The organism is Mesorhizobium norvegicum (assembly GCF_004919685.1).
Taxonomy (GTDB): domain Bacteria; phylum Pseudomonadota; class Alphaproteobacteria; order Rhizobiales; family Rhizobiaceae; genus Mesorhizobium; species Mesorhizobium norvegicum.
Genome location: NZ_SMYZ01000021.1, coordinates 192,484 through 217,440 on the forward strand (window position 1 = coordinate 192,484; position 24,957 = coordinate 217,440).

Sequence of the window (24,957 nt, forward strand, 5' to 3'; positions counted from 1 at the left end):
TAAAAAAAGACCGCATCGTTTGCACGATACGGTCGAAGTCTAGGGAGGAAACGCCCAAGGAGGGCATGGACAGGAAAACCTGTCCGAGATTGAGGGTATTGTGCGCTGCACAAATGTCAAGCGACCTTCAGCCTTTTTTAATTCACTCTGATGTGGAAATTGTGTTTCGACGACGGTGGCGTGACATTTTGGCAACAGCTAGCGTCGCGGATAAATCGATAAACACCCTTGTTTTGGGACGGAAGTGGCGGCAAGGCCCGGCTCGGGCATGCTGCAATGCAGGAGAATCAGTTGGACGTCAGCATCGATTTTATGCGCCGCATCGCCCAGGCGGCAGCGGCGGAGACCTTGCCGCGCTTTCGCAGCCAGGGCGCGGTTGCCAACAAGGAGCAGGGCAGTTTCGACCCGGTCACCGAGGCCGATCGCGAGGCTGAGCGCGCCATCCGTGCGCTGATATCGGCTGAGTATCCCGACCATGGTATTTTGGGCGAGGAGCATGGCAGCGAGAACATTTCGAGCCGGCATGTCTGGGTGATCGACCCGATCGACGGCACGCGCGCCTTCATTTCCGGCCTGCCGGTGTGGGGGACGCTGGTCGGGCTGACGGTCGACGGCGACGCTGTTGCCGGCATGATGGCGCAGCCCTTCACCGGCGAGCTTTACTACGCCAATGCCTCGGGTTCCCACTATGAGGGGCCGGGCGGGCCACGCAAGCTTTCGACGCGCAAGACGACGAAGCTCGCCGAGGCGACGCTGTTCACCACCACGCCGGCGCTGTTCAAGGACGCGGCGCGCGAGCGTTACGACCAGTTCGAAAAGCAGGTCCAGCTCGCCCGTTACGGCGCCGATTGTTATGCCTTCGCTATGATTGCCTCAGGAAGCGTCGACATCGTCGCCGATCCCGGATTGAAGCCCTACGACATCGTGGCGCTGATCCCGATCATCGAGAAGGCCGGTGGTGTCGTCACCACATTCGATGGCGGGCCGGCGGAGAAGGGCGGCGACGTGCTCGCCGCAGCAACGCCGGAGCTTCACGCAGCTGCCATGGCCGCCTTGCGCGGCTGAGACCGCCATATTTCAGCGCGACCTTATCGAGCGCTGGAATTCGGCCGGCGTGCGGCCGTAAACCTGTCTGAAAGCGGGACTGAAATGGCTGTGGCTGGAGAAGCCCAGGTCCATGCCCAGCGTGGTCAGATTGTCGTAGCTGCCCAGCAGGTCGAGCGCGCGCCAGCCGCAGCCGCAGATGGTAGCGATAGAGCGGCATGGCTTCGACCTGCTGGAAAACCTGCGTCAGGTAGACCGGCGAGACACCAACCTCGGCTGCAATTCCGGCCAGCGTCCAGCGTCGTGACAGATCCGAGGACAGGACAAGCTTGGCGCGGTCGACCAGCTTCTGGCGCCCAGCGCTGGCGCCGGCGACATGCGAGGTCCGCTCGCCAAGAGAGCGCCGCACCAGCGTCAGCGCCAGGGTTTCGGCCTCGAGCGTTTCGGCGATTTTGCGGCTCAGGCTGTGGCGCAGCAAAGCCACCAAAGCCTGCGCCCGCGGGTCGATGCGCCGGCGCTGACGGCGAAAGGCTGGAGTGGCGCCGCCGGTGCGCAACTGTTCCTTCGGCGCCAGTTCAAGCAGCTGAGCCTCCTCGATGATGAGATCGAGGCAGGAATCGCCGCCCTCGACGGGATGGCTGATCCGGTAGGCTTCGGCCTCATTGAAAAACAGCAGTTGGTTGGCCTCGGCAACGGCATCCTGGCGGCCGACATGGCGCACGAAGACGCCGCGGTAGGGAAACACCAAATGAGTGGCCGACGTGCACTCTTCTTCGCTCCGGTGCCGGCATTCGCCGCTGCAGACGACATCCCGCACCCTGACGGTGCCGGTGTCCAGAAGCGGTTGCACGGTGAATTGCGGCATGGCCATTGCGATCTTCCCCTTGCGCCGGAACATGGTTCCGGCATTGCAGGGCATTCTACGCAATCGGTCCGCCCATCCCTGTCAGGAGACTTCCCGACAGGCCGCTCCTCAATCCCACAACCGGCGCAAGGATTCGGAATAGGCTTCGCTGCGCGACAGGCCGATGTCCTTGAGCTGATCGTCGGTCATTTCGAGCAGAGCGCGGCGGCTTCGGCGCCTTTCCATCTGGCGGCTGATCCATCTGGCAGCCGCATTGAATTGTGCACCCAGGGACTGCCGCATGGTCGCGGTGCGGATTGTCGATGCCCGTGCCGGGGCAGGGCCAGCCAGGCATTGCGCCGCTGCTGTATGGTCGGGGCGCATCGCTCAGTCCTCCCTGGTGCCGGCCGCGGCGGCGCCGGCTTCGTTCAGCGCTTGCGCGCACTCCTCGCAGCAGACTTCGACGGTCTTGCCGCCGACCTTGACGCGGATCGGGTTGGCGTCCAGCTGGCAATCGCAGGCAGCGCAGGTTTTCTCGGTCATGATCTCATCTCCACGGCGTTCAGTTCGACGCGAGCAGATGAGCAGTTCAAGGCGATGCGGGCTGTCAGAATCTTTAGCATTTTGCGTGCCGCGGGCGCTGGCCGGCTCACGCAACTGACAACAGGGTGTCAGTAGGCACCGGCTATGGAAGGGTCATTGCCAGAGGGAGAACCAGACATGCCGAAGCACTCAACAGCCAGCCCCGCCCATGACATTCCCGCGGACGGCCGCAGCGATTTCGATTTCTTCTTCGGCACTTGGGATGTCAGCCATCGAAGGCTGCAAAAGCGCCTGACGGACGACACCAACTGGGACGAATTCACTGGAACATGCGAGGTGAGCCCGCTGCTCGGTGGCCTCGGCAATGTCGACGACAATGTGATCGAACTGCCTGATGGCGCCTATCGTGCCGCCACGGTGCGGACCTTCGATCCGGCGACACGGCAATGGTCGATCTGGTGGATCGATGGCCGCAACCCGCTGATCATCGACGTGCCGGTGCGTGGCGCGTTCGTCGACGGCGTCGGCACGTTCCTGTGTGAGGACGTCTTCGACGGTCGGCCGATCCGGGTTCGTTTCCTCTGGTCGGAGATCGCGCAAAACACGGCGCGCTGGGAGCAGGCCTTTTCGCAGGATGGCGGCACCACCTGGGAGACCAACTGGATCATGGAGTTTGCCCGCCAGCCATGAACCGGCGATCGGCGCCTATCAGGCAGTCGGGTCGTCGCTGCCGGGAATGAAGGCATCGAAGGCGGCGAGCAACTGCTCGCGGTAGATGTCGGCCTCCTGCAGGATTTCGTGGCGGGAGCCGTCGATCATCAGCAGCGAACCGAGCCGCAGACGCCTTGCGTAGGCTTCCACGGCCTTGGTCGAGACGACCTGATCGGCGCCGGCGGCGATTATCAGCAGAGGCACCTGAATCCGAGCCATGAAGTCGGGATCGCTGACGGCTTCGGATGCTTCGGCAGCCGCCTTCAGCCAGCGGATCGTCGGGCCGCCAAGCGCCAGTTGCGGATACTCTTCGTAAATCCGTGTGTTGCGCCGATAGCGCTCCGGGTCCGACGTCAGCTTGTTGGTCTCGAAAGGGGCCGTTGCCTTCGGCCGCGGACCCCAGGCGGCATAGAGCCGGCCGAGGCCGAGAGCGCAGAAAAACGAACAGACGCGGCGAACCGTTGATATCGAGACCGGCAGATCGGGCAGCGTCAGGAATGGCGCGATCAGCACCATGCGCCGCACGCGGTTCACCATCGACGGCGCGGCAAGCAGCGTGATCAACGCGCCCGCCGAATGCGCCAGGATGTAATAAGGGCCGCGGCAGTCGGGCAACACGATCTCCTCGAAAAATTGTTCGAGGTCTGCCGTATAGTCGCGGAAACTCCTGACATAGCCGCGCTGGCGATCGCGGATCAGCCGGTCGGAATCGCCCTGGCCGCGCCAGTCGAGGGTGGCGATGCCAAAGCCGCGATCGGCAAGGTTGCGGATGGTTTCGAAATATTTCTCGATGCACTCGTTGCGGCCCGACAGCAGCACCACTGTGCCCTTCATCGGGCGGGCGGTACCGCCGAACAGGCCATAGCGGATCTTCTTGCCGTCGCGCGTGGTGAAGAAGCCGCCGGAGGCGTTTTCCGGACGAGGATTGCCCTGAGTTTCGTGGAAAAGGGGGATGTCGTGGAAAAGGTCCGTCATTCGGCGCTTCGTGCTCGGCGTCTGGCGTGCCGCCTGTGCTGGCTGGCTCCGCTAAGGTGATAGACGCCCATGCACCAAAAGCAAAGGAATTCCCGGCGACGGAGGCTGCAACGGGGAAGGCCGGAAGCCGCTTGAAAGCGTGCCTCCGGCCTCTGTCGATCCGGGAGGAAGGGACGTTAACACCCGGTCGGCCTCGTTGCGGTGCCTGTTGTGCAATCGGCGCCGCCAGTCCTTGATCTTGGAATGCACTTTAGCGCCGGCTGTCTGAACGCGCGCCGAAGCGCCGGTTCATCTGCCGTTCATCTGGGAATCAGCCGCGCGGTTTTTGCCGCCAAATGAAATCTTGAAATGCTTTCGAGCGCTCCCCAAATGTCTCATGCGGTCGCCAATGTCGGGGCCGCTGGTCCAGCCGAAACGCCGCTCAAGGGTTTCGCAACGGCCACACGCAAACCATGTTGCTCAACAGGAGAACACCTCATGCGTCACGTTGATTTTTCCCCGCTTTATCGCTCGACCGTCGGCTTCGACCGTCTCTTCACCATGCTCGATTCGCTTGCGCAGCCGGATGGCGCGCAGACCTATCCGCCCTACAACATCGAACGCACCGGCGAGGATTCCTACCGCATCTCGATGGCGGTTGCCGGCTTCTCGGACGAGGAAATCTCGATCGAAGCCCATCGCAATGTGTTGACCGTAAAAGGTGAGCGCAAGGACGAGGGCACCGGCGAAGGGTCCGAACTGCTCTACCGCGGCATTGCCTCGAGGGCTTTCGAGCGCCGCTTCCAGCTTGCCGACCACGTCGAAGTCGTCGGTGCTTCGCTGAAGAACGGCCTGCTCTTCGTCGACCTCAAGCGCAACATCCCCGAGGAGCTGAAGCCGCGCAAGATCGCCATTACGGCGTCTTCGGCCAAGGCCAAGCAGATCGAGGCCAAGACCGCTGCCTAAAGTACAAGTCTCCTCCCGAGACGGAAGCGGCGCCGAAAGGCGCCGCTTTTTTGTCAAGGAAATCGATTATCCAGCGATCAGCTGGCCAAAGCGGTCGACATCTTCGGCCGTCGTCGCAAAGCTGGTGACGAAGCGATAGAGCAACTCGTCCTCGCCGATATGGCCGTCAAAGCCATGCGGCTTGTGCCAGTCGTAGAAGGCGGCGCCCGCTGCCTGCAGCTTTTCGGCTTCGGCCTTCTTCATCACCGCGAACACCTCGTTCGCCTGCGGCAGCCAGGCCAGCTTTGCCGTGGCCGAATCCTCGATCGCTGCCGCAAGGCGCGCGGCCATGGCGTTGGCGTGGCGGGCGGTGTCCAGCCACAAGCCGTCCTTGAAATAGGCCTCGAACTGCGCCGCGACGAAGCGCGATTTCGAAAACAGCTGGGCGGCGCGCTTGCGCAGGAAGGCCAGCTCCCTGGCGCGATCAAGATCGAACAGCACGATCGCCTCGGCGCACCAGCAGCCGTTCTTGGTGCCGCCGAAGGAGAGGATGTCGACGCCGCGTTTCCAGGTCATTTCGGCCGGTGTCGTCTCGAGCGCGACCAGCGCGTTGGCAAAGCGGGCGCCGTCCATGTGCAGGGGCACCGAATGCCTCTTGGCGATCGCCGAGATCGTCTCGATCTCATTCAGCCCGTAGATGGTGCCGACCTCGGTCGACTGGGTGATCGAAACAGCCATCGGCCGTCCCCAATGGACGATTTCGGGCGCGAAACGGCCGATGGTCCTTTCCAGATTGTGCGGATCGATCTTGCCCAGCGGGCCATCGATGTCATGCAGGCGCGAGCCGCCGGAGAAATACACCGGCGCGCCGCATTCATCCTCGATGACATGCGATTCGCGGTGGGCGAAGGAAATGCCGCCTGGCTTGTTGTAAGCGGTCAGCGCCAACGAGTTAGCGGCCGTGCCGGTGGCGACGAAGAACACCGCGACCTCGCGTTCGAAAATCTCGCTGAAGCGCTGATAGACGGCCTGGTCGAGCGCACCGTCACCATAGGCGGTGGAAAAGCCGCCGGCCGCGGCCGACAGGCCGGCAACGATATTGGGATGGGCGCCTGCCCAGTTGTCGGAAGCGAAGAACATGCATCTGCCTATGTTTTGGGAAGTCGGGGTTTGGGGAAATCAGCATGAAGTTGACCGGTTTCGCGCGCTGATCGCAAGGGGCCAGACGCCGGAAAACCATTAAAGCCAGTCGGCCGGCAAGGCAGAGGCTCGCGACTGAAGCTTACGTTTTTCCTCAGCCTCACGACATTTTCTGCCGTGGAACGCCTAAGTTTTTTGTGAATCGGTCTTGTGTGCGTCCGGGAATTCTGTCATAAAAATTTAGGACAGTAGTGCTGTCTTATTTTGTCGCACAAAACAAGCTGGATTGGCGTATCATTTGGGCCTCTCCGGCTGTTGCCGCGAGCGACAGGTGGACGGCCACACTCTGGCCTGTACGAATACGAACCATGCGGACAGCCGCCTGGTTCGGCAAGGATTTCGCAAGACGTGCCACAAGGATCAGGGTGAGCCAAGCGCTTGCCGAGGCAAACCAGCGCCCGAAGGGCTGGAATGGAGGACAGGAGATGACGGACATGACGCACTCTGCGACGAACGGCCAGGCCGCGCAGACGAAAGCGGCAACCGTCAAAAACACCTTGCGATCCAATATTGGCCGAACTGCCAACGGCTTTTCCGCCCAAGGCCTCTACGATCCGCGCAACGAACATGACGCCTGTGGCGTCGGCTTCATCGTCAACATGAAGGGCATGAAGTCGCATCAGATCGTCAAGGACGGGCTTGCCGTGCTCGAAAACCTGACCCATCGCGGCGCTGTTGGCGCCGATCCGCTGGTCGGTGATGGCGCCGGCGTGCTGGTACAGCTTCCCGACCGTTTCTTCCGCGAGGAGATGGCAGCCCAGGGCATCGACCTGCCGCCGGCGGGTCAGTACGGCGTCGGACATTGGTTCATGCCGCAGGACGCTGCGATGCGCGCCCATATAGAGGACATCATCGCCGAATCGGCGCAATCCGAGGGGCTTCCGCTCATCGGTTTCCGTGACGTGCCCGTCGACAATTCGTCGCTGTCGAAGGCGCCTGACATCGTGGCGTCCGAGCCGTTCCATCGGCAGGTCTTCATCGGCCGCACGCCAGACATTACCGACGACGAGGAGTATGAGGCCAGGCTCTATCTGCTGCGCAAGGTCATATCGGGCCGCATCTACGCCGAGAACGACAACAAGGACATCGGCTCCTATTGCGTGTCGCTGTCGGCGCGCACCATCGTCTACAAGGGCATGTTCCTGGCCTACCAGGTCGGTGCCTACTACAAGGACCTGATCGATCCGCGCTTCGAGACGGCGCTGATCCTCGTCCACCAGCGCTTCTCGACCAACACTTTCCCGTCATGGAAGCTGGCGCATCCCTATCGCATGGTCGCCCACAATGGCGAGATCAACACCGTGCGCGGCAACAACAACTGGATGGCGGCCAGGCAGGCCTCGGTCGATTCCGAACTGTTCGGCAACAACATCTCGAAGCTGTGGCCGATCTCCTACGACGGCCAGTCCGACACCGCCTGCTTCGACAATGCGCTCGAGTTCCTGTTCCAGGGTGGGTACAGCCTCAGCCACGCCATGATGATGCTGATCCCGGAAGCCTGGGCCGGCAACAAGCTCATGGATGCCGATCGCAAGGCCTTCTACGAATACCATGCAGCACTTATGGAGCCGTGGGACGGGCCGGCTGCGGTGGTCTTCACCGATGGCCGCCAGATCGGCGCCACGCTCGACCGCAACGGACTGCGCCCGGCGCGCTACATCGTCACCGACGACGACCGTGTCATTATGGCCTCGGAAGCCGGCGTGCTGCCGGTGCCGGAGGAGAAGATCGTCAAGAAGTGGCGGCTGCAGCCCGGCCGCATGCTGCTGATCGACCTGGAGAAGGGGCGCATCGTCTCCGACGAGGAGCTCAAGTCGGAGATCGCGACCAAGCATCCCTACAAGACCTGGCTCGCCAACACGCAGCTCATCCTCGAAGATTTGAAGCCGGTCGAGCCGCGCGCACTGCGCAAGGATGTCAGCCTGCTCGACCGCCAGCAGGCGTTCGGCTACAGCCAGGAAGATACCAAGCTGTTGATGTCGCCGATGGCGACGACGGGCCAGGAAGCCGTGGGCTCGATGGGCACCGACACGCCGATCTCGGCCATGTCGGACAAGTCGAAGCTGCTCTACACCTATTTCAAGCAGAACTTCGCCCAGGTCACCAACCCGCCGATCGATCCGATCCGCGAGGAGCTGGTGATGAGCCTCGTGTCCTTCATCGGGCCGCGGCCCAACATCTTCGACCTGGTCGGCAATTCGCGCCGCAAGCGGCTCGAGGTGCGCCAGCCGATCCTGACCAATGGCGATCTCGAAAAGATCCGCTCCATCGGCCACACCGAGGACCGCTTCGACACCAAGACGATCGACATCACCTATGGCTCCGCCGAAGGGGCCGCGGGTATGCAGGGCGCCATCGACCGCCTGTGCGAGCGGGCGGAGGCGGCGGTCGCCGGCGGTTACAACATCATCATCCTGTCCGACCGCCAGGTCGGGCCGGACCGCATCGCCATCCCGGCGCTCTTGGCGACGGCGGCGGTGCATCATCACCTGATCCGCAAGGGGCTGCGCACCTCGGTCGGCCTCGTCGTCGAATCCGGCGAGCCGCGCGAAGTGCATCATTTCTGCTGCCTTGCCGGCTATGGCGCCGAGGCGATTAACCCTTACCTCGCCTTCGACACGCTGCTCGACATGCACAAGCGCGGCGAACTGCCGAAGGAAGTGGACGCCTACGAAGTCGTCTCGCGCTACATCAAGTCGATCGGCAAGGGCATTCTCAAGGTGATGTCCAAGATGGGCATCTCGACCTACCAGTCTTATTGCGGCGCGCAGATTTTCGACGCCATCGGCCTGAAGAGCGATTTCGTGCAGCAATACTTCACCGGCACCGCCACGCTGATCGAAGGCGTTGGGCTGGACGAGATCGCGACCGAGACGCTCAGCCGCCACAATGACGGTTTCGGCAACGACCCCGTGCTGCGCAACAGCCTCGAAGTCGGCGGCGAATACATGTTCCGCATGCGCGGCGAGGCGCATATCTGGTCGCCCGATGCGGTCGCCACATTGCAGCATGCCGTGCGCCAGGGATCGTGGGAAACGTTCAAGGACTATTCCGCGCAGATCGACAGCGAGACGGCCCGCGCCCAGACCATTCGTGGCTTGTTCAGGCTCAAGCTGGCCGAGGAAACCGGCCGCGAGAAGGTCGCGCTCGACGACGTCATGTCGGCGGCCGACATCGTCAAGCGGTTCTCGACCGGGGCGATGTCGTTCGGCTCGATCTCGCGCGAAGCGCACACCACGCTGGCGCGCGCCATGAACCAGATCGGCGGCAAGTCGAACACCGGCGAGGGCGGCGAAGAGGCCGACCGCTATCTGCCTCTGCCCGGCGGCGGCAAGAACCCGGAACGCTCGGCGATCAAGCAGATCGCCTCCGGGCGTTTCGGCGTGACGGCCGAATACCTCGTCAATTCCGACATGATGCAGATCAAGGTGGCGCAGGGCGCCAAGCCCGGCGAGGGCGGCCAGCTGCCCGGCCACAAGGTCGATGCGACCATCGCCAAGGTCCGGCATTCGACACCGGGCGTCGGCCTGATTTCGCCGCCGCCGCATCACGACATCTATTCGATCGAAGATCTGGCGCAGCTGATCTACGATCTGAAGAACGTCAATCCGACGGCCGACGTGTCGGTCAAGCTGGTGTCGGAAGTCGGTGTCGGCACGGTTGCGGCGGGCGTCGCCAAGGCGCGCGCCGACCACATCACCATCTCGGGCTATGACGGCGGCACCGGTGCCTCACCGCTGACGTCGCTCAAGCATGCCGGCAGCCCGTGGGAAATGGGCCTTGCCGAGACGCACCAGACCCTGGTGCTGAACGGTCTGCGGTCGCGCGTTGCGCTGCAGGTCGACGGCGGCTTGCGCACCGGCCGCGATGTCATCATCGGCGCGCTGCTTGGCGCCGACGAGTTCGGCTTCTCGACCGCGCCGCTGATCGCGGCCGGCTGCATCATGATGCGCAAGTGCCATCTCAACACCTGCCCGGTCGGCGTCGCGACGCAGGATCCGGTGCTGCGCAAGCGCTTCAAGGGCACGCCCGAGCATGTCATCAACTTCTTCTTCTACGTCGCGGAAGAGGTTCGCGGCCTGCTTGCCGAGATGGGCTACACCCATATCGACCAGATCATCGGCGACACCGATCTCCTGGAAAAGCGTGACCTGATCGTGCACTGGAAGGCGCGCGGGCTCGATTTCTCGAAGATGTTCTTCAAGCCGGATGCGCCGCATGAAGCTGTGCACTGGACCGAGCGGCAGAAGCACCCGATCGACGACGTGCTAGACCGCAAGCTGATCGAACTGGCAAAGCCGGCGCTCGAGAGCAAGCAGCCGGTCAAGATCGAGGTCGATATCCGCAATGTCGACCGCTCCACCGGCGCCATGCTGTCGGGTGAAGTGGCCAAGCGCTTCAAGCACAAGGGCCTGCGCGAGGACACGATCCAGGTGAAGTTGACCGGCACGGCCGGCCAGTCCTTCGGTGCGTTCCTGGCGCGCGGTATCTCGTTCGAGCTTGTCGGCGCCGGCAACGACTATGTCGGCAAAGGCCTGTCGGGCGGACGCATCGTCATTCGCCCGCCGGAAGAAGCCAAGATCGTCGCCGCGGAGTCCATCATCGTCGGCAACACCGTGCTTTACGGCGCGACCGAAGGCGAGGCCTACTTCGCCGGTGTCGCAGGCGAGCGTTTCGCCGTGCGCAATTCGGGTGTGGCCGCCGTCGTCGAAGGCGTCGGCGACCATGGCTGCGAGTACATGACCGGCGGCATCGTCGTCGTCATCGGCAAGACCGGCCGCAACTTCGCCGCCGGCATGTCGGGCGGCGTCGCCTATGTGCTCGACGAGGCGGGCGATTTCGCCGAGCGCTGCAACATGGCGATGGTCGAGCTGGAGCCGGTTCCGGAAGAAGACGACCTGATGGAAAGGCTGCTGCATCATGGCGGCGACCTTGACCACAAGGGTCGCGTCGATGTCTCCGGCGACATGACCAGCCATGACGAGGAGCGGCTCTACCAGCTGATCTCCAACCACGTGCATTACACCGGATCGGTACGCGGTCGCGAGATTCTCGACGACTGGACGATTTTCCGGCCGAAGTTCCGCAAGATCATGCCGGTCGAATACCGCCGCGCCCTGATCGAAATGGAACGCATGCGCATGGGCGTCGCGGCGGAATAGGCTTTGCAATTGCCGGGGAGCCCAGGCTTCCCGGCCCATCTTCATCGACAGTTTGACCTCGGGCGCAAGGTTGCCATGGCTGCCTCAAGGGGTTAACGGGTGCGGCGAAAACCGCACCATCTGGACAGCAGGAACTGGACTATGGGCAAGGTAACAGGCTTTCTCGAAATCGACCGGCAGGTGCACAAGTACCAGCCGGCCTCCGATCGCATCCGGCATTTCCGTGAATTCACGCTGCCGATGTCGGACAAGGAGGTCGAGAAACAGGCCGCGCGCTGCATGGATTGCGGCATTCCGTTCTGCCATGGGCCGACGGGCTGTCCGATCCACAACCAGATCCCCGACTGGAACGACCTCGTCTACAATGGCGACTGGGACAATGCGATCCGCAACCTGCATTCGACCAACAACTTCCCGGAGTTCACCGGCCGCATCTGCCCCGCGCCCTGCGAGGAAGCCTGCACGCTGAACCTCGAGGATATCCCCGTCGCCATCAAGACGGTCGAGCAGGCGATCGCCGACAAGGCCTACGAGACCGGCCACATCAGGCCTTATCCGCCGGAGAAGAAGACCGGCAAGCGGGTCGCCGTCATCGGCTCCGGCCCTGCCGGCATGGCGGCTGCCCAGCAGCTTGGCCGCGCTGGCCACGACGTCCATGTCTATGAGCGCGAAAGCCGGCCCGGCGGGCTGATGCGCTACGGCATTCCCGACTTCAAGATCGAGAAGCACTATATCGACCGGCGCATCGAGCAGATGCAGGGCGAGGGCGTGAGCTTCCATTGCAGCGTCAATGTCGGTGTCGACAAGCCTGTTGCCGAGCTGCTCGCCGAACATGATGCCGTGCTTTATTGTGGCGGGTCGGAAACGCCGCGCGCGGCCGGCATTCCCGGCGACGATCTCGGCGGCGTCCATGACGCGATGCCCTATCTGGTGCAGCAGAACCGGCGTGTCGGCGGCGAACCGATCCAGTCCGTGGCGTGGCCGTCGCATCCGATCATCGCCGGCGGCCAACATGTCGTCGTCGTCGGCGGCGGCGATACCGCGTCCGACTGTGTCGGCACCGCCTTCCGCCAGGGCGCGGTGCGCGTCACCCAGCTCGACATCCGCCCGCAGCCGCCGGAGAAGGAAGACAAGCTTTCGGTCTGGCCCTACTGGGCGACCAAGATGCGCACCTCGTCGTCGCAGGCCGAAGGGGCGGAGCGCGAATTCCAGGTGGCGACACTCGAATTCATCGGCGAGGAGGGCCAGCTGACCGGCGTCAAGTGCTGCGAGGTCGACGAGAAGCGCAAGCCGATCGCCGGCAGCGAATTCGTCATCCGCGCCGATCTTGCCTTCATCGCCATCGGCTTTGCCGGGCCGGCCACTGCCGGAGTGGCGAAGGAGCTGGAGGGTGAGATGAAGATCGCCACCGACAGCCGCCGCTCCAGGAATGTCGAGGCCAATGACCGCGATTATAGGACCAGCGTCGACAGGCTCTATGCGGCCGGCGACGTGCGTCGAGGCCAGTCGCTGGTCGTCTGGGCGATCCGCGAGGGCCGCCAGGCGGCGCGCTCTATCGACGAGGCATTGATGGGGTCGAGCGTTCTGCCCCGCTGAGCGTTTTTAGCGATTGATCGCGGTCGTGGTGTCGGTCGCGGCTGCGGCCTTCGGCGGCCAGGAGAAATCGTCGGCGCGGCCGGGCGAAGCCACGGGTGCCTTGCCCTCCACAACCAGCCTCTCGCCGGGCAGGTCCGGATTGGCCTTTGCCGGCGGGGCCGCGCCGAGCAGTTCAGAGCCGCCGTCGAGTGCCGGATCGCTGAGCAGCATCGGCGCGGTGCGGTCGATGACGATGGGGGCCGCGGCCGGCGCCGGCGCCTCGACAGGAGCGCCCGCCGGCGCGGAAGCCGTGACCACGCTTCCCGGCGCGGTCAGGCCGAGGATCTTCAGCAACGGTTTTTCGGTATAGAAGGCGAGCTTGCGCTTGCCCGCCTTCGACACGTTGATACCGTCATCGGCGCGCAGTCGCACCGGCTGACCGTTGATGTCGGGGCCGCTGGTGACGAAGGCGCCGTTCTCGTCGACGAATCCGTCCCAAACGTCGACGAATTCACCGCCGTTGCTTTCGGCGGCCTGGTGGTAGATGTCGTTGAAGGCCAGCATGTCGGAGGTCATCTTCGGCAGCCGGAAGGCCGGCATGCCGACCCACAGGAAGGGCACCTTGGCTGCGGCCATGGCTTTGCCGAGCGCGTCGGTGCGACGCTCATATTCCTTGGTCCAGTTTTCGGAACGGGGCTGTTCGCGCACCTCACCCACCTTCATCTGCTGGCGGTCGTTGGAGCCCAGCATGACGATCACGGCGGCGGGTTTTTCTGTCTCGATCAGTGCCTTGATCTGTTCGGGCCAGTTGTAGAAATCATCGCGCACGAAGCCGGACGAGCCATTGCTGCGAACGACGATCCTGACGCCGGCATTCTCGGCGAACGCGGTGTCGAGGCCTTCGGCGAGGCCGGTCGCCATGAAGTCTCCGACCACCAGGACGGTGCGGGCGTCCGGCGCCTTGTCGACCACAGGGGTTTCCGGTTCCGCAGGCGGGCGGGGCGCGCGTGGTTTTTTCGCCTTGGGCCTGGGTCTTGCCTTCTGGATGTCCAGCGGCGGCTCGATCCGCTCGCTGCGACGCGGGAACAGAAGGTCGCGCAACGACCAGCCGCGATTTTGCTGCTCCTGCGCCATGGCCGGCGCATGAAAGGCGCCAGCCACGCCGACGGCGAGCACGACGACGGCCAGAATGAGCACCGGCATGCGACGAACAAGCCCTGCGATGCGCGCAGCCGAAGCCAATCGTTTCCTCCATCCCTGGCAGATTGCTACAGCGTCCTTTGCGCGCCCGGAAGGCCGCGCGGCACCGCAGGTGGCTCTATTTCTGCCGGAGCCACTTCAGCACTTCCATGCTCGGATAGCCATCCTGGGTCAAGCCGGCCTTGGCCTGGAAGGCCATGATGGCAGTCTTCGAGCCGTCGCCGATCTTGCCGTCGAACTTGCCGTCATAAAGGCCGTGCTGGGAAAGCCGCTTCTGCAGCTCCTGCCTTTCCTCGAAAGTGAGCTTGGTGAAAGGCCGCTTCCAGTCCTGCACGAGACCGCTGGAGCCTGCGATTTCGTCGGCAAGAAGACCAACGGCAAGCGCATATTTGTCGGCATTGTTGTAGGCTTTGATGACCGTGAAATTCTTGATCATCAGGAAGGCCGGCCCGCTGCGGCCGTCCGGCACCTTCAGCGTCGCCTTGTCGGAGCCGTTCTTGAACGGCTTGCCGTTGGCCCTGACGACGCCAAGCGCCTGCCATTGCGACAGCGTCTTGGAGCCGCCGGGAAGTTTGCCGGCAGGCAAGGCGACCTCATAGCCCCAGGTCTTGCCGGCCTGCCAGCCATTCTTCTTCAACAGGTTGGCGGAGGTCGCCAGCGCATCGGGGATCGAATTCCAGATGTCGCGCTTGCCGTTGCCGTCCATGTCGACGGCATAGTGCAGATAGCTGGTCGGGATGAACTGGGTGTGGCCCATGGCGCCGGCCCAGGATCCGCTCAGATGGCTTTCGTCGATGTCGCCGGTCTGCAGGATCTTCAGCGCGGCGATCAGCTGGGTGCGGGCGAATTTCGCCCGCTTCGGATCGGCATAGGCCAAGGTCGCCAGCGAGCGCACGACATTGCGCATGATGTCGTCGCGCTTGAGGATCTCGCCATAGTTCGATTCCATCGACCAGATGGCCAGCAGGATGTAGCGGTCGACGCCGAACCTGGCCTCGATCCGGTCCAGCCACGGCTTCCATTTCTTGGCCATCTGCTGGCCGACGGAGACCGACTGATCATGGACGCGGTTGTCGAAATAGTCCCAGGCAGGGGCCGTGAATTCAGGTTGCGTGCGCGCCTTTTCCAGCACCACCGGGTCAATATCCCTGATGTCCCTGAAGGCCTGGTCATAGAGGGCACCGGAAACGCCGCTCTGCACGGCGGTGGCGCGGAAGCCGGCGACCCATTGCCGGAAACCGGCATCGGCGAAAGCGGGGCCAGGCATCAGCAGAGCGAGCGAGAGGCTGGCTGCCGCCATGACGCTGGTAAAACGCTTTGCGGCATTGCGAACGGACATCTTTTCCTCCTTCTCTGTCTCAGGAAAGACCATTCATCGCCGAACCAGGTTAGGAATTAGTTTACCATAGGTGCCGCTGGGAACGAAAAGACGCCTCGAAGCTTTACCGGTGAACGTTCCCCTCAGTCGCCCAGTAGTCCTCAATTCCGGCGTGAAAATGTCTTGAAACGGGGATTGCGGAGCTGGCCATCAAACGGATAATTGAAAGCATGAAGAGAGTTCGCAAGGCAGTCTTCCCCGTCGCTGGTCTCGGCACACGGTTTCTCCCGGCCACCAAGGCCGTCCCCAAGGAAATGCTGACCGTCGTCGATCGGCCAGTCATCCAGTATGTGGTGGATGAAGCGCGCGAGGCCGGCATCGAGCATTTCATCTTCGTCACCGGCCGCAACAAGGCCGTCATCGAGGACCATTTCGACATCCAGTTCGAGCTCTACGACACGCTGGCCCAGCGCGGCAAGGACGACCAGCTCGCCCGCCTGCAACGGCTGCAGCCGGCGCCAGGGCAGACCAGCTTCACACGCCAGCAGGTGCCGATGGGGCTTGGCCATGCCGTCTGGTGCGCCCGCGAGCTCGTCGGCGACGAGCCCTTCGCGCTTTTGTTGCCCGACATGATCATGCAGTCGGAGAAGAGCTGCATGAAGGCAATGGTCGAGCTCTACGAGGAAACCGGCAACAACATCATCGCCGTGCAGGAATGCGATCCCGCCGACGCCCATAAATACGGCATCGTCGGCCGTGGCGAGGACACGCATCATGGCTTCCGCATCACCGAGATGGTGGAAAAGCCGAAGACCGGCACCGCGCCGTCCAATCTCTACATCAACGGCCGCTACATCCTGCAGCCGGACATCTTCAAGATCCTCGAAGGCCAGGAAAAGGGCGCCGGCAACGAGATCCAGCTCACCGACGCGATGCTGAAGCTGGAAAAGCAGCAGCCCTTTTATGGCTACCACTATCAGGGCCGCACGTTCGATTGCGGATCGCCGGAAGGCTTTGTCGAGGCCAATGTCGCCTTCGCGCTGTGGCGCAGCGACATGAACGAGAACATGGCCGGAGTCATCCGCACGCTTCTCGATGAGATGAAGCCATCGGACCGCCGCGGCGCAGCGTTTTAGGCCCCACACTTTCGTCATCCTCGGGCGAAGCAGGAGCGTAGCGACGTCGCGGAGACCCGAGGATCCATTCCGTTACATGGACCCAGAGTGCAGCGGTCCAGAGCGATGTCCCCAGGCCGACCACCGCAGAGGCGCCTATAAGTCGCGGCATGGATCCTGGGGTCTGCGCCGCGTCGCTTCGCTCCTTGCTACGCCCCAGGATGACGAATCTCAGACGGCTTCAGCGCTGCACCTTCACGCCGATGAAGATGCTGTTGGCGGTGTAGTCGCGGCCCGGCAAATTGCTGGTCAGCTTCTCGGTCCTCACCCTTGTGGTGAGGCCGGCATAGCGGTTCAGCCACCAGGTCAGGCCGGCCTCGGCGCTCAAGGTCATGTCGTGGCCGTCGATGCCGATATAATCACGCCAGTCGAGGCCCAGCGCCGCATTGCCGGTGAGGTTGGCGCGAATCTGGCGCTCGCCAGTCAGGCGGCCGGAATAGAGGATGTCGCCGCTTTCGCCTGATGTGGTCGTGGGCTCTACTGTGGTCTTGCCGGTCAGGCCGATCATGGTGCCGCGCTCCGGTGACCATTTGAGGTCGGCATTGACGGTCGCACCCGAAATCGCGTCCAGGTTTTTGTCGTCGATCGCTTCCCTGAGCCAGCCGGCCGAGAATTCGCCTGACAGCTTCTCACCCATGTCGAGCGCAACGCCGGCGCGGGCGCCAAGCCGCGTCGACGAGCGCTCGAAGCCTTCATTGTCGATGCGTTGGTCATAGGCCCGGCGGCCGACCTCGATTTCGGTGAAGGGGGTGATGGCGGGGGAGATCTCGTAGCCGGTGCGCAAGGTCGCGGTGTAGAGCGTCGAGTCCCGATCCTTCTGCGACAGCGAGGTGCCGTTGGAAAGCTTGGCGTCGCCATAGAAGTCGTGCGAGATCGCGCCGGTCAACGTGTACTGCATCTTGCCGACGTCTTTTTCGACGGCGAGGCTGCCATCGACGGTCTGCCGCAGCGGCTGCTTGCTGACGCCCGCGATGGCGTCCGGCGCCGACGCCGATTCCGGTACGGCCTCGTAGCCGAGCTTGGCGATGGCGCGCAGTTCATTGTCGAGGTCGACATTGAGCTGGCCTTCGATGCGACCTTGCTCGTTGTGAACCGGGTAACCCGAGACGGTCTCGCGGAACAGGCCATAGCCGTCGATCGTGGCGGAGTTCTCGCGCCAGTCGGAGGCGGCGGAGAAGCGCAGCGCGGTCTCGGAAAGCAGCGCCGACTTGCCGGCATTGCTCGAATCGCCGTTCGAGGTGGCGGTCAGGCCCTGTTCGATGGTCGGCCGGATGACGAAGGAACCCCATTTGACGCCGGTGGCGGCAAACGGGTCGTCCTCCGGCTTCTTTTTCTGGCCTTCGATGGCGTCCGTGCGCTCTGCGCCCGGGTCGAGCTTTTGCTTGTCGGCGCTGTCGATGGTGAGGGCGCGGCGGTTGGCCGTCTCCTCATCGGTGTCTGCACCATCGGTGGCATCTGTCGTGGAGGCCGTCGTGGAAGCGGTGGTGTCGGTGTCTGCTGCTGTCGACTTCTTCTTCTTCTTTTTCGACTTGTCCGTAGCCTTTTCCTTGGCCTGGTCAGCCGCATTCTGCGCGGCGGTCGACGAACGGCGGCGGGGCTTGGGCGGTGCCGGAGTGTCGGCGGAGGTGTCGTCGGCGGCTTCCGGCGGGTCAAAAACGCTGCCGGTGGCGGTTGCGTCGCCGGTCTCCGTGTCGTCAGGCACGGCGCCGGCGCTGGCCGGCAGATAGGTGCGGGCCGGCGCATTGTCTTGCGCCGCATTGGTTGGCGCCCGACCTTGCGCTGCCAAAGCGAGTTGTCTCGCCTTGCGCTGCTGGTCGGACAGGATCGCCGATTCCGAAACTTCGCCGCGCAGTTCCGTTTCCTGCGCATGGAGCGCCGTTGGGCGCAGCAAGGCAAACATGCTGGTCGCCAGCAGCAAGGCGCAGACCGCCTTGCCCTTTCGTCCACTCGATTTTTCTGGCTGGACCCCGGACATCGCCACCACTGCTTGCGCGGCGCACGCGCGCCATACTTACCGAACCGTAAATGGGGATGGTTAACGGAGGGTTGAGGCGGCGGCCAGTCAGCCGCCTGAAGCGCTGATTTCCAAAGGGATTCAAACCGCGCGCGTTAAGCTTTTTGTTTTCACGCCTGCCGTTGTCTCAGACCACCGCACACGTCCGGCGACATGCATGGGGCCATTTCCGTTGGACAGCGCGCCGGCAAAGCGCTAATCGCATCAACCATGCATGCGGGATCCCTGGATAAGAAGCCTTTCGACAGGCAAGCCTCGATCGCTTCGGCGCTGAGGACGGTGGCAACCGAACAGGCGGGGGTTGCGGCCCTTGCCGAGGCCCTCGAGAACGGATTGGCTGCGCCTTTCGCCCAGGCCGTCGAGATGATCTCCGGGATTGAAGGCCGGCTCATCGTCACCGGTGTCGGCAAAAGCGGCCATATCGGTTCGAAGATCGCGGCGACGCTGGCCTCGACCGGCACGCCGGCCTTCTTTGTTCATCCCGCGGAAGCCAATCACGGCGATCTCGGCATGATCGCCAGGGACGACGCCATCATCGCCATGTCGTGGTCGGGCGAGAGCAAGGAGTTGATGGGCATCGTCGCCTATTCCAGGCGCTTTTCCATCCCGTTGATCGCCATAACCGCCGGAGAGACATCGGCGCTTGCGCGGGCCGCCGACGTCGTGCTGTTGCTGCCGCGCACGCCGGAGGCCTGCCCGCACGGCCTGGCGCCGACGACATCGACATTGCTGCAACTGGTGATGGGCGACGCATTGGCGATCGCGCTGCTCGAAGCACGCGGCTTCACGCCGGATCATTTTCGCACCTTCCATCCCGGCGGCCAGCTCGGCGCCAACCTGACGCAGATCCGCGAGATCATGCATGTCGGCGACAGGCTGCCGCTGGTGGTTGCGGGCACCGGCATGCAGGACGCGATCCTGGAACTGTCGCGCAAGGGATTTGGCTGCGTGGCGATCACCGACGCCGACGGCGCGCTGGTCGGCATCATCACCGATGGTGATATCCGCCGTCACATCGGCGGCAATCTGCTGGCAATGACGGTGGATCAGGTGATGACAAGAGGACCAAAGACGGCGACGCCGGACACGCTGGTGGCAACGGCGCTGCAGACGATCAACAATTCGGCCATCACCAGCTTGATGGTGGTGGAAGGCAAGAGGCCGGTCGGCCTCATCCACCTGCATGATCTCTTGCGCATCGGCGCCGCCTGAAAGTTCAGACCGCCTCCACAGTCAGTTCCAGATCCGTGTCGGCAGCACCCGTCACGCGCACTTGCGTGCCGGCCGGAAGGTCCGGGCCAGAGACACGCCACAGCGTGTCACCCAGCTTGATGCGGCCACGGCCATCCCGGATTGGTTCGGCAAGTGTCGCCATCCTGCCGACCATCTGCGCGCCGCGCCGGTTGAGCAGCGGCTGGTCGGTCGGGTCAGTGCGACTGCCGACCAGCTTCTTGCCGACATAGGCCGAGACCAGCGACAGCGCCAGGAAGGCGAGGACCTGGACCTGCCAGGTCCAGAAGCCGGCGTCCCAGATCAGCAGCGACACCGCGCCGATAATCAGGGCGGCGATGCCGATCCACAGCATGAAGATACCGGGCGCGATGATTTCCATCACCAGCAGGACAAAGCCCAGAACCATCCAGTTCCATGGGCCGAGTTCGGAAATGATGCGGTCGATCATGGCCTATGATCTCAGTTGTCGGTCGGGCGAACGACTGGCGGACGCGCGGTCTGCCTTTGCGCGCCGGTGGTGCCTTCGCTGCGGAAGACTTCCTTGGCGATCTCGCCAATGCCGCCGAGCGAGCCGATCAGAGACGACGCCTCGAAGGGCATCAGCACGATCTTGCTGTTGGTGGCCGTGCCGATCCTGCCGAGTGCTTCGGTGTATTTCAGCGCCACGAAGTAGTTCAGCGCCTGCACGTCGCCCTTGGAGATTGCTTCCGACACCACCTGGGTGGCGCGGGCTTCCGCCTCGGCCGAGCGCTCGCGCGCTTCGGCGTCGCGGAAGGCGGCTTCCTTGCGGCCCTCGGCCTCGAGGATCTGCGACTGCTTGAGGCCTTCGGCGGCAAGGATTTGCGCGCGCTTGTTGCGTTCCGCGGTCATCTGCCGGCCCATCGATTCGATAAGGTTGGCCGGCGGGTTGATGTCCTTGATCTCGACGCGGGTGATCTTGATGCCCCACGGATGCGCCGCTTCATCGACGACGCGCAGCAGGCGCTCGTTGATGGCGTCGCGGTTCGACAACAGTTCATCGAGGTCCATCGAACCCATGACGGTACGGATGTTGGTCATCGTTAGGTTGAGGATGGCGTTCTGCAGGCCGGAAACCTGGTAGGCGGCCTGCGCCGCGTTGAGGATCTGGAAAAAGGCGATGCCGTCGACACCGACGATAGCGTTGTCGCGGGTGATGATTTCCTGGCTCGGAACGTCGAGCACCTGCTCCATCATGTTCATCTTGGCGCCGATGCGGTCGACGAACGGGAAAATGAAATTGAGGCCTGGGCTCAGTGTCTTGGTGTAACGGCCAAAGCGCTCCACCGTATAATTGTAGCCTTGCGGGATAGTTCTGATGCCTTTGATCAGAAGCACCAATACCAGAAGGGCAAGTGCACCAACCGCAATATCGAAACCACTGAAATCCATTTGGCTCTCCCTCAGACGAAGGCCGCACAAGCCATTCTCGCGCGGCCGACTTCACCAAAGACTTAAGTGTGTTTCAGATGCGTTACAATCAGGTGATGATGGATTGTTTGTGGGTTTGCACCCAGCGGTTGAAGGCAAGCAGCCTTGCATCCGTGTCGTCCAGCCCGTCGATCGAGGCCGAGACAATCTCGGAAGCGATCTGCGAGAAGGTGTTGTTCCGGTTCAGACCCAGCCGGACAGTTCGCGCCGTACCATCGCCTCGATCACCGCCATGCCCTCGGCGCTGTCGTTGAGGCAAGGGATATGGGCGAAGTTCTTGCCGCCGGCATGATGGAAGGTTTCGGCCGCCTCGCGGCCGATCTCGTCCAGCGTCTCGATGCAGTCGACGGAAAAACCGGGATTGACGATGGCGATCGACTTCACGCCGTCCTGCGCGAGCTTCTCGACCGTCTTGTCGGTGTAGGGCTGCAGCCATTCCTGCGCGCCGAAGCGTGACTGGAAGGTGATGATCAGTTTCTTGTCATCCCAGCCGAGCCGTTCACGCAACAATCGCGTCGTCTTCTGGCAATGGCAATGATAGGGATCGCCCTTCTCGAAATAGGGCTTTGGAATGCCGTGATAGGAGGTGATGACCACCTCCGGCTCGAAATCCAGTGTCGCCAGATGTTGTTCGATCGAGCGCGCCAGCGCTTCGATGTAGATCGGTTCGTCATAGTAAGGCGGCACGCTGCGGATGGCCGGTGCGCGGCGCATTTTCATCAAGGCGCGAAACAGCTGATCGTTGGCGGTTGCCGTGGTCGTCGCCGAATATTGCGGATAGAGCGGGAACGAAAGAATGCGGTCGCAACCCTGTTCGACCAGTTTCTTGGCCACGCTCTCGGTCGAAGGATTGCCATAGCGCATCGCCCAGTCGACGACGACATCGGGCAGGTCGCGCACTGCTTCGGCCAGCTTTTCGCCTTGTGCGCGGGTGTAGGTGCGCAAAGGCGACTCGTTCTTCTCTCGGTTCCAGATCCTGGCGTAGTTGGCGCCCGACTTCTTCGGCCGCGTGGTGAGCACCAGCCCATAGAGGATCGGATACCAGATCGCCTTGTTGAGCTCGATGACGCGTGGGTCGGAGAGGAATTCGCGGAGATAGCGCCACATCGGCTTGAAGTCGGTGCCATCCGGCGTGCCGAGATTGACCAGCATGACGCCGATCTTGCTTGCCTTGACCGGCGGATGTCCCGCCGGCAACGGGCCGAGCGCCTTCGCGGCCTTGGGATCGACAGGGGTGGAAAGCGTCATAAGGGTTCTCCGGGAGACGCGAACCTAACCATCTTGCGCGCGCTTTCAATGCAGCGTCTGGCCGCACCTTAGCTCGAAAACCGGACACCCGCCCGGTTTCCCGGGCGGGTGTCATTCTTGAAAAGGTGAAGCGACTTTACTTCGCAGGAATGGTCAGCGTGGCGCCCAGCTTAAGCTGGTGGGGCCGTTGGCCCTTGTTGGCCTCATAGATCAGTTTCCACTTCGTCGCGTCGCCATAGGCCTTCTTGGCCAAATCCCAATAGGTATCGCCGGCAACGATGACATGGCTGGCTTCGGCCGGTGCGGCCTCGGCGGGCTTTGCCGGCTCGGCGGCGGGAGCGGGCGCCGGGGTCGCTGGCGCAGGTGCCGTCTCGGCTGGTTTGGCCGGTTCGGCGGGTGCCGGCGTCGCCGGTGCGGTTTCGGCTGGTACGGCCGGCGGCGTGTTGGCGATATCGCCCGAGTTGGCCGGCAGTTCAGGCATTGCCGGCGCCGCATCGGCAGGCTTGGCGGCTTCAGCCGGTGCCGGAGTTGCCGGTGCGGGAGCTGCCTCGGCCGGCTTTGCCGGCTCGGCCGGCTTGGCCGGATCGGTTGCCGGCGCCGCAGGCGCCGCCGCGACCGCCGCGATTTCGGTGATGCGGCCGTCGAGCTTCGGCGTATAGGGCCGATGGGCGCCGAGATAGTCGGCAACCACCTGTTCGAGACCCGGACCGTAGTCGTAGGCATTCTTGGCCTTGTCGGCGAAGACCTTGTAGCCGTCGCCGCCCTGGCGGACATAATTGTTGGTGGCGACCAGATAGTCCTTGTCCGGGTTGAGCGGCGTCCAGGCGCCTCCTTCCATGACCTCCACCGACTTGACGCGGCCGGCATTGGGCGCGACGGATTTGTCGAAGGAATATTTCAGGCCGGCGACCTGCGGGAAGCGCCCGGCGCCGTCCTCGATCTGGCTGAGGCCGTTCTCGAGGCCGGCCACCAGGTCCTTGCCGGAAATCTGGAAGGTTGCCAGCGTGTTCTGGAACGGCAGCACGGTCAGCACCTCGCCCATGGTCACGGTGCCCTTGTCGATCGAGGCGCGCAGGCCGCCGCCATTGGAGATGACGATCTCGACGCCCTGTCCCTTGACGCGGTCGAGGATGGCGTCGGAGACGAGGTTGCCCATCGCGCATTCGCGGGTGCGGCAGCTCTCGCGACTGCCGTCGATCACGTCGGAGGTTTCCGCCACTTCCTTGTTCTTCAGCGCCTCGATCGGGGCGCCAAGCTCCTTGATGCGGGCGAGCACGGCCGGGTCGGGCGTGATCGACTTGTCGAGATAGATCGGGTCGCCGCTGGCCGATTTGACGACGCCATTGTCGTCGAACACCACCTTGAACTCGCCGAGATATTTGGAATAGGACGCCGCCTGCACGACCGGCACCTTGTACCCGTCCGGGTTGTCGACCATCGTCGGGTAGGGGCCTTCCGCCTTAGGGTCGGTGTTCGACAGCAGCGAATGGCTGTGGCCGCCGACGACGACGTCGATGCCCGGGATCTTGGCAATGACGTCGCGCTCGCGCTTGTAGCCGATATGGGTCACGGCGATGATCTTGTTGACGCCCTCGCCCTTCAGCTTCTCGACCTCGGCAGTGATCGACTTGACGTCGTCCTCTATGGCGACGTTGGGGCCGGGGGAGGCGAGTTCCGGCGTGTCGTTGGTGATCGCGCCGATGATGCCGATCTTCTGGCCGCCGACCTCGACGACGATCGACGGCTTGACGCGGTCGCCCAGCTTGGATTGCGCGTTGGCCTTCACATTGGCGCCCAGCACCGGGAACTTGATCATGTCGAGGAACGGCGCCAAGGCCACTTCGCCGTCGTCGAATTCATGGTTGCCGAGCGCCATGGCGTCGAACTTCATCTCGTTGAGAAATTCGCCTTCGACCTTGCCCTTGTAGGTCGTGTAGAACAGCGATCCCTGGAAATTGTCGCCGGCGCTGAGCAGCAGCACGTTCTGGCCTTCGAGCTTCTTGCGCTCCTGGGCGATCGCGGTGATCAGCCGGCCCGCGCCGCCGATGCACTCGCCCTTGGTCTCCTCGTCGGCCGAGCAGGTCGATTCATATTTGTTGTTGCCCTCGATGCGGCTGTGCCAGTCGTTAATGTGCAGGATGTTCAGCGTGTAGTCGGCAAAGGATGCGCCGGCCGACAGGCCGAGTGCTGAGGCGGACAGGGCGGCAATGGCAGCAAGCTTCTTCATCTTCGTCTCCCGGAAAGCTGATCAGAGGCCTTTAACGCTCTTGCTTGACTGGAACATAACAGTCGGCGCTTTGGCCATGTTCCCATCGCGTTCCGGATGACGCAAGCGGAAATCC

18 protein-coding genes and 1 pseudogene are annotated in these 24,957 nt (G+C 63.2%); 7 read left to right on the forward strand and 12 right to left on the reverse strand.

Annotated elements, in window-relative coordinates:
- The first annotated feature begins 291 nt into the window (after positions 1-291).
- Positions 292-1,065 (forward strand): histidinol-phosphatase, encoded by a 774-nt coding sequence (gene hisN / locus FCU66_RS08830; protein ID WP_136616710.1) that lies wholly within the window; start codon positions 292-294, stop codon positions 1,063-1,065.
- A gap of 12 nt (positions 1,066-1,077) precedes the next feature.
- Here hisN and FCU66_RS08835 read toward each other — a convergent pair.
- The 3 genes and pseudogenes from FCU66_RS08835 to FCU66_RS41040 all read right to left on the reverse strand — a co-directional run bounded on the left by FCU66_RS08835 (position 1,078) and on the right by FCU66_RS41040 (position 2,431).
- A pseudogene (locus tag FCU66_RS08835) lies at positions 1,078-1,909 on the reverse strand (helix-turn-helix transcriptional regulator).
- Positions 1,910-2,017: 108 nt separating this feature from the next.
- Entirely contained in the window at positions 2,018-2,272 is a 255-nt protein-coding gene (locus FCU66_RS08840) for a DUF1127 domain-containing protein (RefSeq protein ID WP_136616711.1), read from the reverse strand.
- 3 nt (positions 2,273-2,275) lie between these two features.
- On the reverse strand, positions 2,276-2,431 hold the full coding sequence (locus FCU66_RS41040) for a hypothetical protein (RefSeq protein WP_168991765.1): 156 nt from the start codon (positions 2,429-2,431) through the stop codon (positions 2,276-2,278).
- A 177-nt stretch (positions 2,432-2,608) separates the two neighbouring features.
- On the opposite strand from FCU66_RS41040, the gene FCU66_RS08845 reads away from it, so the two are divergent.
- The gene (locus tag FCU66_RS08845; protein WP_136616712.1) at positions 2,609-3,121 is read left to right on the forward strand and encodes a DUF1579 domain-containing protein; all 513 of its coding nucleotides are present in this window, start codon (positions 2,609-2,611) and stop codon (positions 3,119-3,121) included.
- Between the two features lie 18 nt (positions 3,122-3,139).
- Here the strand turns inward: FCU66_RS08845 and FCU66_RS08850 are convergent, their stop codons facing one another.
- On the reverse strand, positions 3,140-4,117 hold the full coding sequence (locus FCU66_RS08850; protein WP_136616713.1) for an alpha/beta fold hydrolase: 978 nt from the start codon (positions 4,115-4,117) through the stop codon (positions 3,140-3,142).
- Between the two features lie 477 nt (positions 4,118-4,594).
- On the opposite strand from FCU66_RS08850, the gene FCU66_RS08855 reads away from it, so the two are divergent.
- Positions 4,595-5,062: an Hsp20 family protein gene (locus FCU66_RS08855; RefSeq protein WP_013529716.1), complete on the forward strand. Its 468-nt coding sequence runs from the start codon at positions 4,595-4,597 to the stop codon at positions 5,060-5,062.
- 66 nt (positions 5,063-5,128) lie between these two features.
- On the opposite strand, the gene FCU66_RS08860 is transcribed toward FCU66_RS08855, so the two are convergent.
- Complete coding sequence (locus FCU66_RS08860; protein WP_136616714.1) at positions 5,129-6,181, reverse strand: threonine aldolase family protein; 1,053 nt, start codon at positions 6,179-6,181, stop codon at positions 5,129-5,131.
- A 485-nt stretch (positions 6,182-6,666) separates the two neighbouring features.
- Here FCU66_RS08860 and gltB point away from each other — a divergent pair, with 485 nt between their 5' ends.
- Both gltB and FCU66_RS08870 read left to right on the forward strand, forming a co-directional pair.
- Positions 6,667-11,403, forward strand: a complete 4,737-nt coding sequence (gltB, locus tag FCU66_RS08865) for a glutamate synthase large subunit (protein ID WP_136616715.1) — start codon at positions 6,667-6,669, stop codon at positions 11,401-11,403.
- Between the two features lie 141 nt (positions 11,404-11,544).
- The gene (locus FCU66_RS08870; protein ID WP_136616716.1) at positions 11,545-12,999 is read left to right on the forward strand and encodes a glutamate synthase subunit beta; all 1,455 of its coding nucleotides are present in this window, start codon (positions 11,545-11,547) and stop codon (positions 12,997-12,999) included.
- A gap of 6 nt (positions 13,000-13,005) precedes the next feature.
- Here the strand turns inward: FCU66_RS08870 and FCU66_RS08875 are convergent, their stop codons facing one another.
- Both FCU66_RS08875 and FCU66_RS08880 read right to left on the reverse strand, forming a co-directional pair.
- Positions 13,006-14,220, reverse strand: a complete 1,215-nt coding sequence (locus FCU66_RS08875; protein ID WP_136616717.1) for an SGNH/GDSL hydrolase family protein — start codon at positions 14,218-14,220, stop codon at positions 13,006-13,008.
- A gap of 76 nt (positions 14,221-14,296) precedes the next feature.
- Entirely contained in the window at positions 14,297-15,517 is a 1,221-nt protein-coding gene (locus FCU66_RS08880; RefSeq protein WP_136616718.1) for a lytic murein transglycosylase, read from the reverse strand.
- Positions 15,518-15,726: 209 nt separating this feature from the next.
- Here FCU66_RS08880 and galU point away from each other — a divergent pair, with 209 nt between their 5' ends.
- Positions 15,727-16,632 carry a UTP--glucose-1-phosphate uridylyltransferase GalU gene (galU, locus tag FCU66_RS08885; protein WP_136616719.1) on the forward strand — a complete coding sequence of 302 codons (906 nt, stop codon included), beginning with the start codon at positions 15,727-15,729 and terminating at the stop codon, positions 16,630-16,632.
- A 220-nt stretch (positions 16,633-16,852) separates the two neighbouring features.
- Here galU and FCU66_RS08890 read toward each other — a convergent pair whose 3' ends face one another.
- Positions 16,853-18,646 (reverse strand): outer membrane beta-barrel protein, encoded by a 1,794-nt coding sequence (locus tag FCU66_RS08890; RefSeq protein ID WP_168991766.1) that lies wholly within the window; start codon positions 18,644-18,646, stop codon positions 16,853-16,855.
- Positions 18,647-18,895: 249 nt separating this feature from the next.
- Between FCU66_RS08890 and FCU66_RS08895 the strand changes: the two genes are divergently transcribed.
- Entirely contained in the window at positions 18,896-19,897 is a 1,002-nt protein-coding gene (locus tag FCU66_RS08895; RefSeq protein WP_136616720.1) for a KpsF/GutQ family sugar-phosphate isomerase, read from the forward strand.
- Between the two features lie 4 nt (positions 19,898-19,901).
- Here the strand turns inward: FCU66_RS08895 and FCU66_RS08900 are convergent, their stop codons facing one another.
- The 4 genes from FCU66_RS08900 to FCU66_RS08920 form a co-directional block, all read right to left on the reverse strand.
- Entirely contained in the window at positions 19,902-20,366 is a 465-nt protein-coding gene (locus FCU66_RS08900) for an NfeD family protein (protein WP_136616721.1), read from the reverse strand.
- A gap of 11 nt (positions 20,367-20,377) precedes the next feature.
- Positions 20,378-21,328, reverse strand: coding sequence for an SPFH domain-containing protein (locus tag FCU66_RS08905; RefSeq protein WP_136616722.1), 951 nt, complete (start codon positions 21,326-21,328; stop codon positions 20,378-20,380).
- Positions 21,329-21,550: 222 nt separating this feature from the next.
- The gene (gene hemH, locus FCU66_RS08915; RefSeq protein ID WP_136616724.1) at positions 21,551-22,615 is read right to left on the reverse strand and encodes a ferrochelatase; all 1,065 of its coding nucleotides are present in this window, start codon (positions 22,613-22,615) and stop codon (positions 21,551-21,553) included.
- 136 nt (positions 22,616-22,751) lie between these two features.
- On the reverse strand, positions 22,752-24,842 hold the full coding sequence (locus tag FCU66_RS08920; protein WP_136616725.1) for a bifunctional metallophosphatase/5'-nucleotidase: 2,091 nt from the start codon (positions 24,840-24,842) through the stop codon (positions 22,752-22,754).
- Between the last annotated feature and the right edge of the window lie 115 nt (positions 24,843-24,957).

Bases quoted from the DNA above. Each gene is read 5' to 3' on its own strand.
- FCU66_RS08920 (WP_136616725.1), bottom strand. From the start codon at position 24,842: ATGAAGAAGCTTGCTGCCATTGCCGCCCTGTCCGCCTCAGCACTCGGC.
- galU (WP_136616719.1), top strand. From the start codon at position 15,727: ATGAAGAGAGTTCGCAAGGCAGTCTTCCCCGTCGCTGGTCTCGGCACA.
- FCU66_RS08890 (WP_168991766.1), bottom strand. From the start codon at position 18,646: ATGTCCGGGGTCCAGCCAGAAAAATCGAGTGGACGAAAGGGCAAGGCG.
- FCU66_RS08900 (WP_136616721.1), bottom strand. From the start codon at position 20,366: ATGATCGACCGCATCATTTCCGAACTCGGCCCATGGAACTGGATGGTT.
- FCU66_RS08850 (WP_136616713.1), bottom strand. From the start codon at position 4,117: ATGACGGACCTTTTCCACGACATCCCCCTTTTCCACGAAACTCAGGGC.
- FCU66_RS08870 (WP_136616716.1), top strand. From the start codon at position 11,545: ATGGGCAAGGTAACAGGCTTTCTCGAAATCGACCGGCAGGTGCACAAG.
- FCU66_RS08905 (WP_136616722.1), bottom strand. From the start codon at position 21,328: ATGGATTTCAGTGGTTTCGATATTGCGGTTGGTGCACTTGCCCTTCTG.
- FCU66_RS08860 (WP_136616714.1), bottom strand. From the start codon at position 6,181: ATGTTCTTCGCTTCCGACAACTGGGCAGGCGCCCATCCCAATATCGTT.
- FCU66_RS08845 (WP_136616712.1), top strand. From the start codon at position 2,609: ATGCCGAAGCACTCAACAGCCAGCCCCGCCCATGACATTCCCGCGGAC.
- FCU66_RS08880 (WP_136616718.1), bottom strand. From the start codon at position 15,517: ATGTCCGTTCGCAATGCCGCAAAGCGTTTTACCAGCGTCATGGCGGCA.
- FCU66_RS08855 (WP_013529716.1), top strand. From the start codon at position 4,595: ATGCGTCACGTTGATTTTTCCCCGCTTTATCGCTCGACCGTCGGCTTC.
- FCU66_RS08840 (WP_136616711.1), bottom strand. From the start codon at position 2,272: ATGCGCCCCGACCATACAGCAGCGGCGCAATGCCTGGCTGGCCCTGCC.
- gltB (WP_136616715.1), top strand. From the start codon at position 6,667: ATGACGGACATGACGCACTCTGCGACGAACGGCCAGGCCGCGCAGACG.
- FCU66_RS41040 (WP_168991765.1), bottom strand. From the start codon at position 2,431: ATGACCGAGAAAACCTGCGCTGCCTGCGATTGCCAGCTGGACGCCAAC.
- FCU66_RS08895 (WP_136616720.1), top strand. From the start codon at position 18,896: ATGCATGCGGGATCCCTGGATAAGAAGCCTTTCGACAGGCAAGCCTCG.
- hemH (WP_136616724.1), bottom strand. From the start codon at position 22,615: ATGACGCTTTCCACCCCTGTCGATCCCAAGGCCGCGAAGGCGCTCGGC.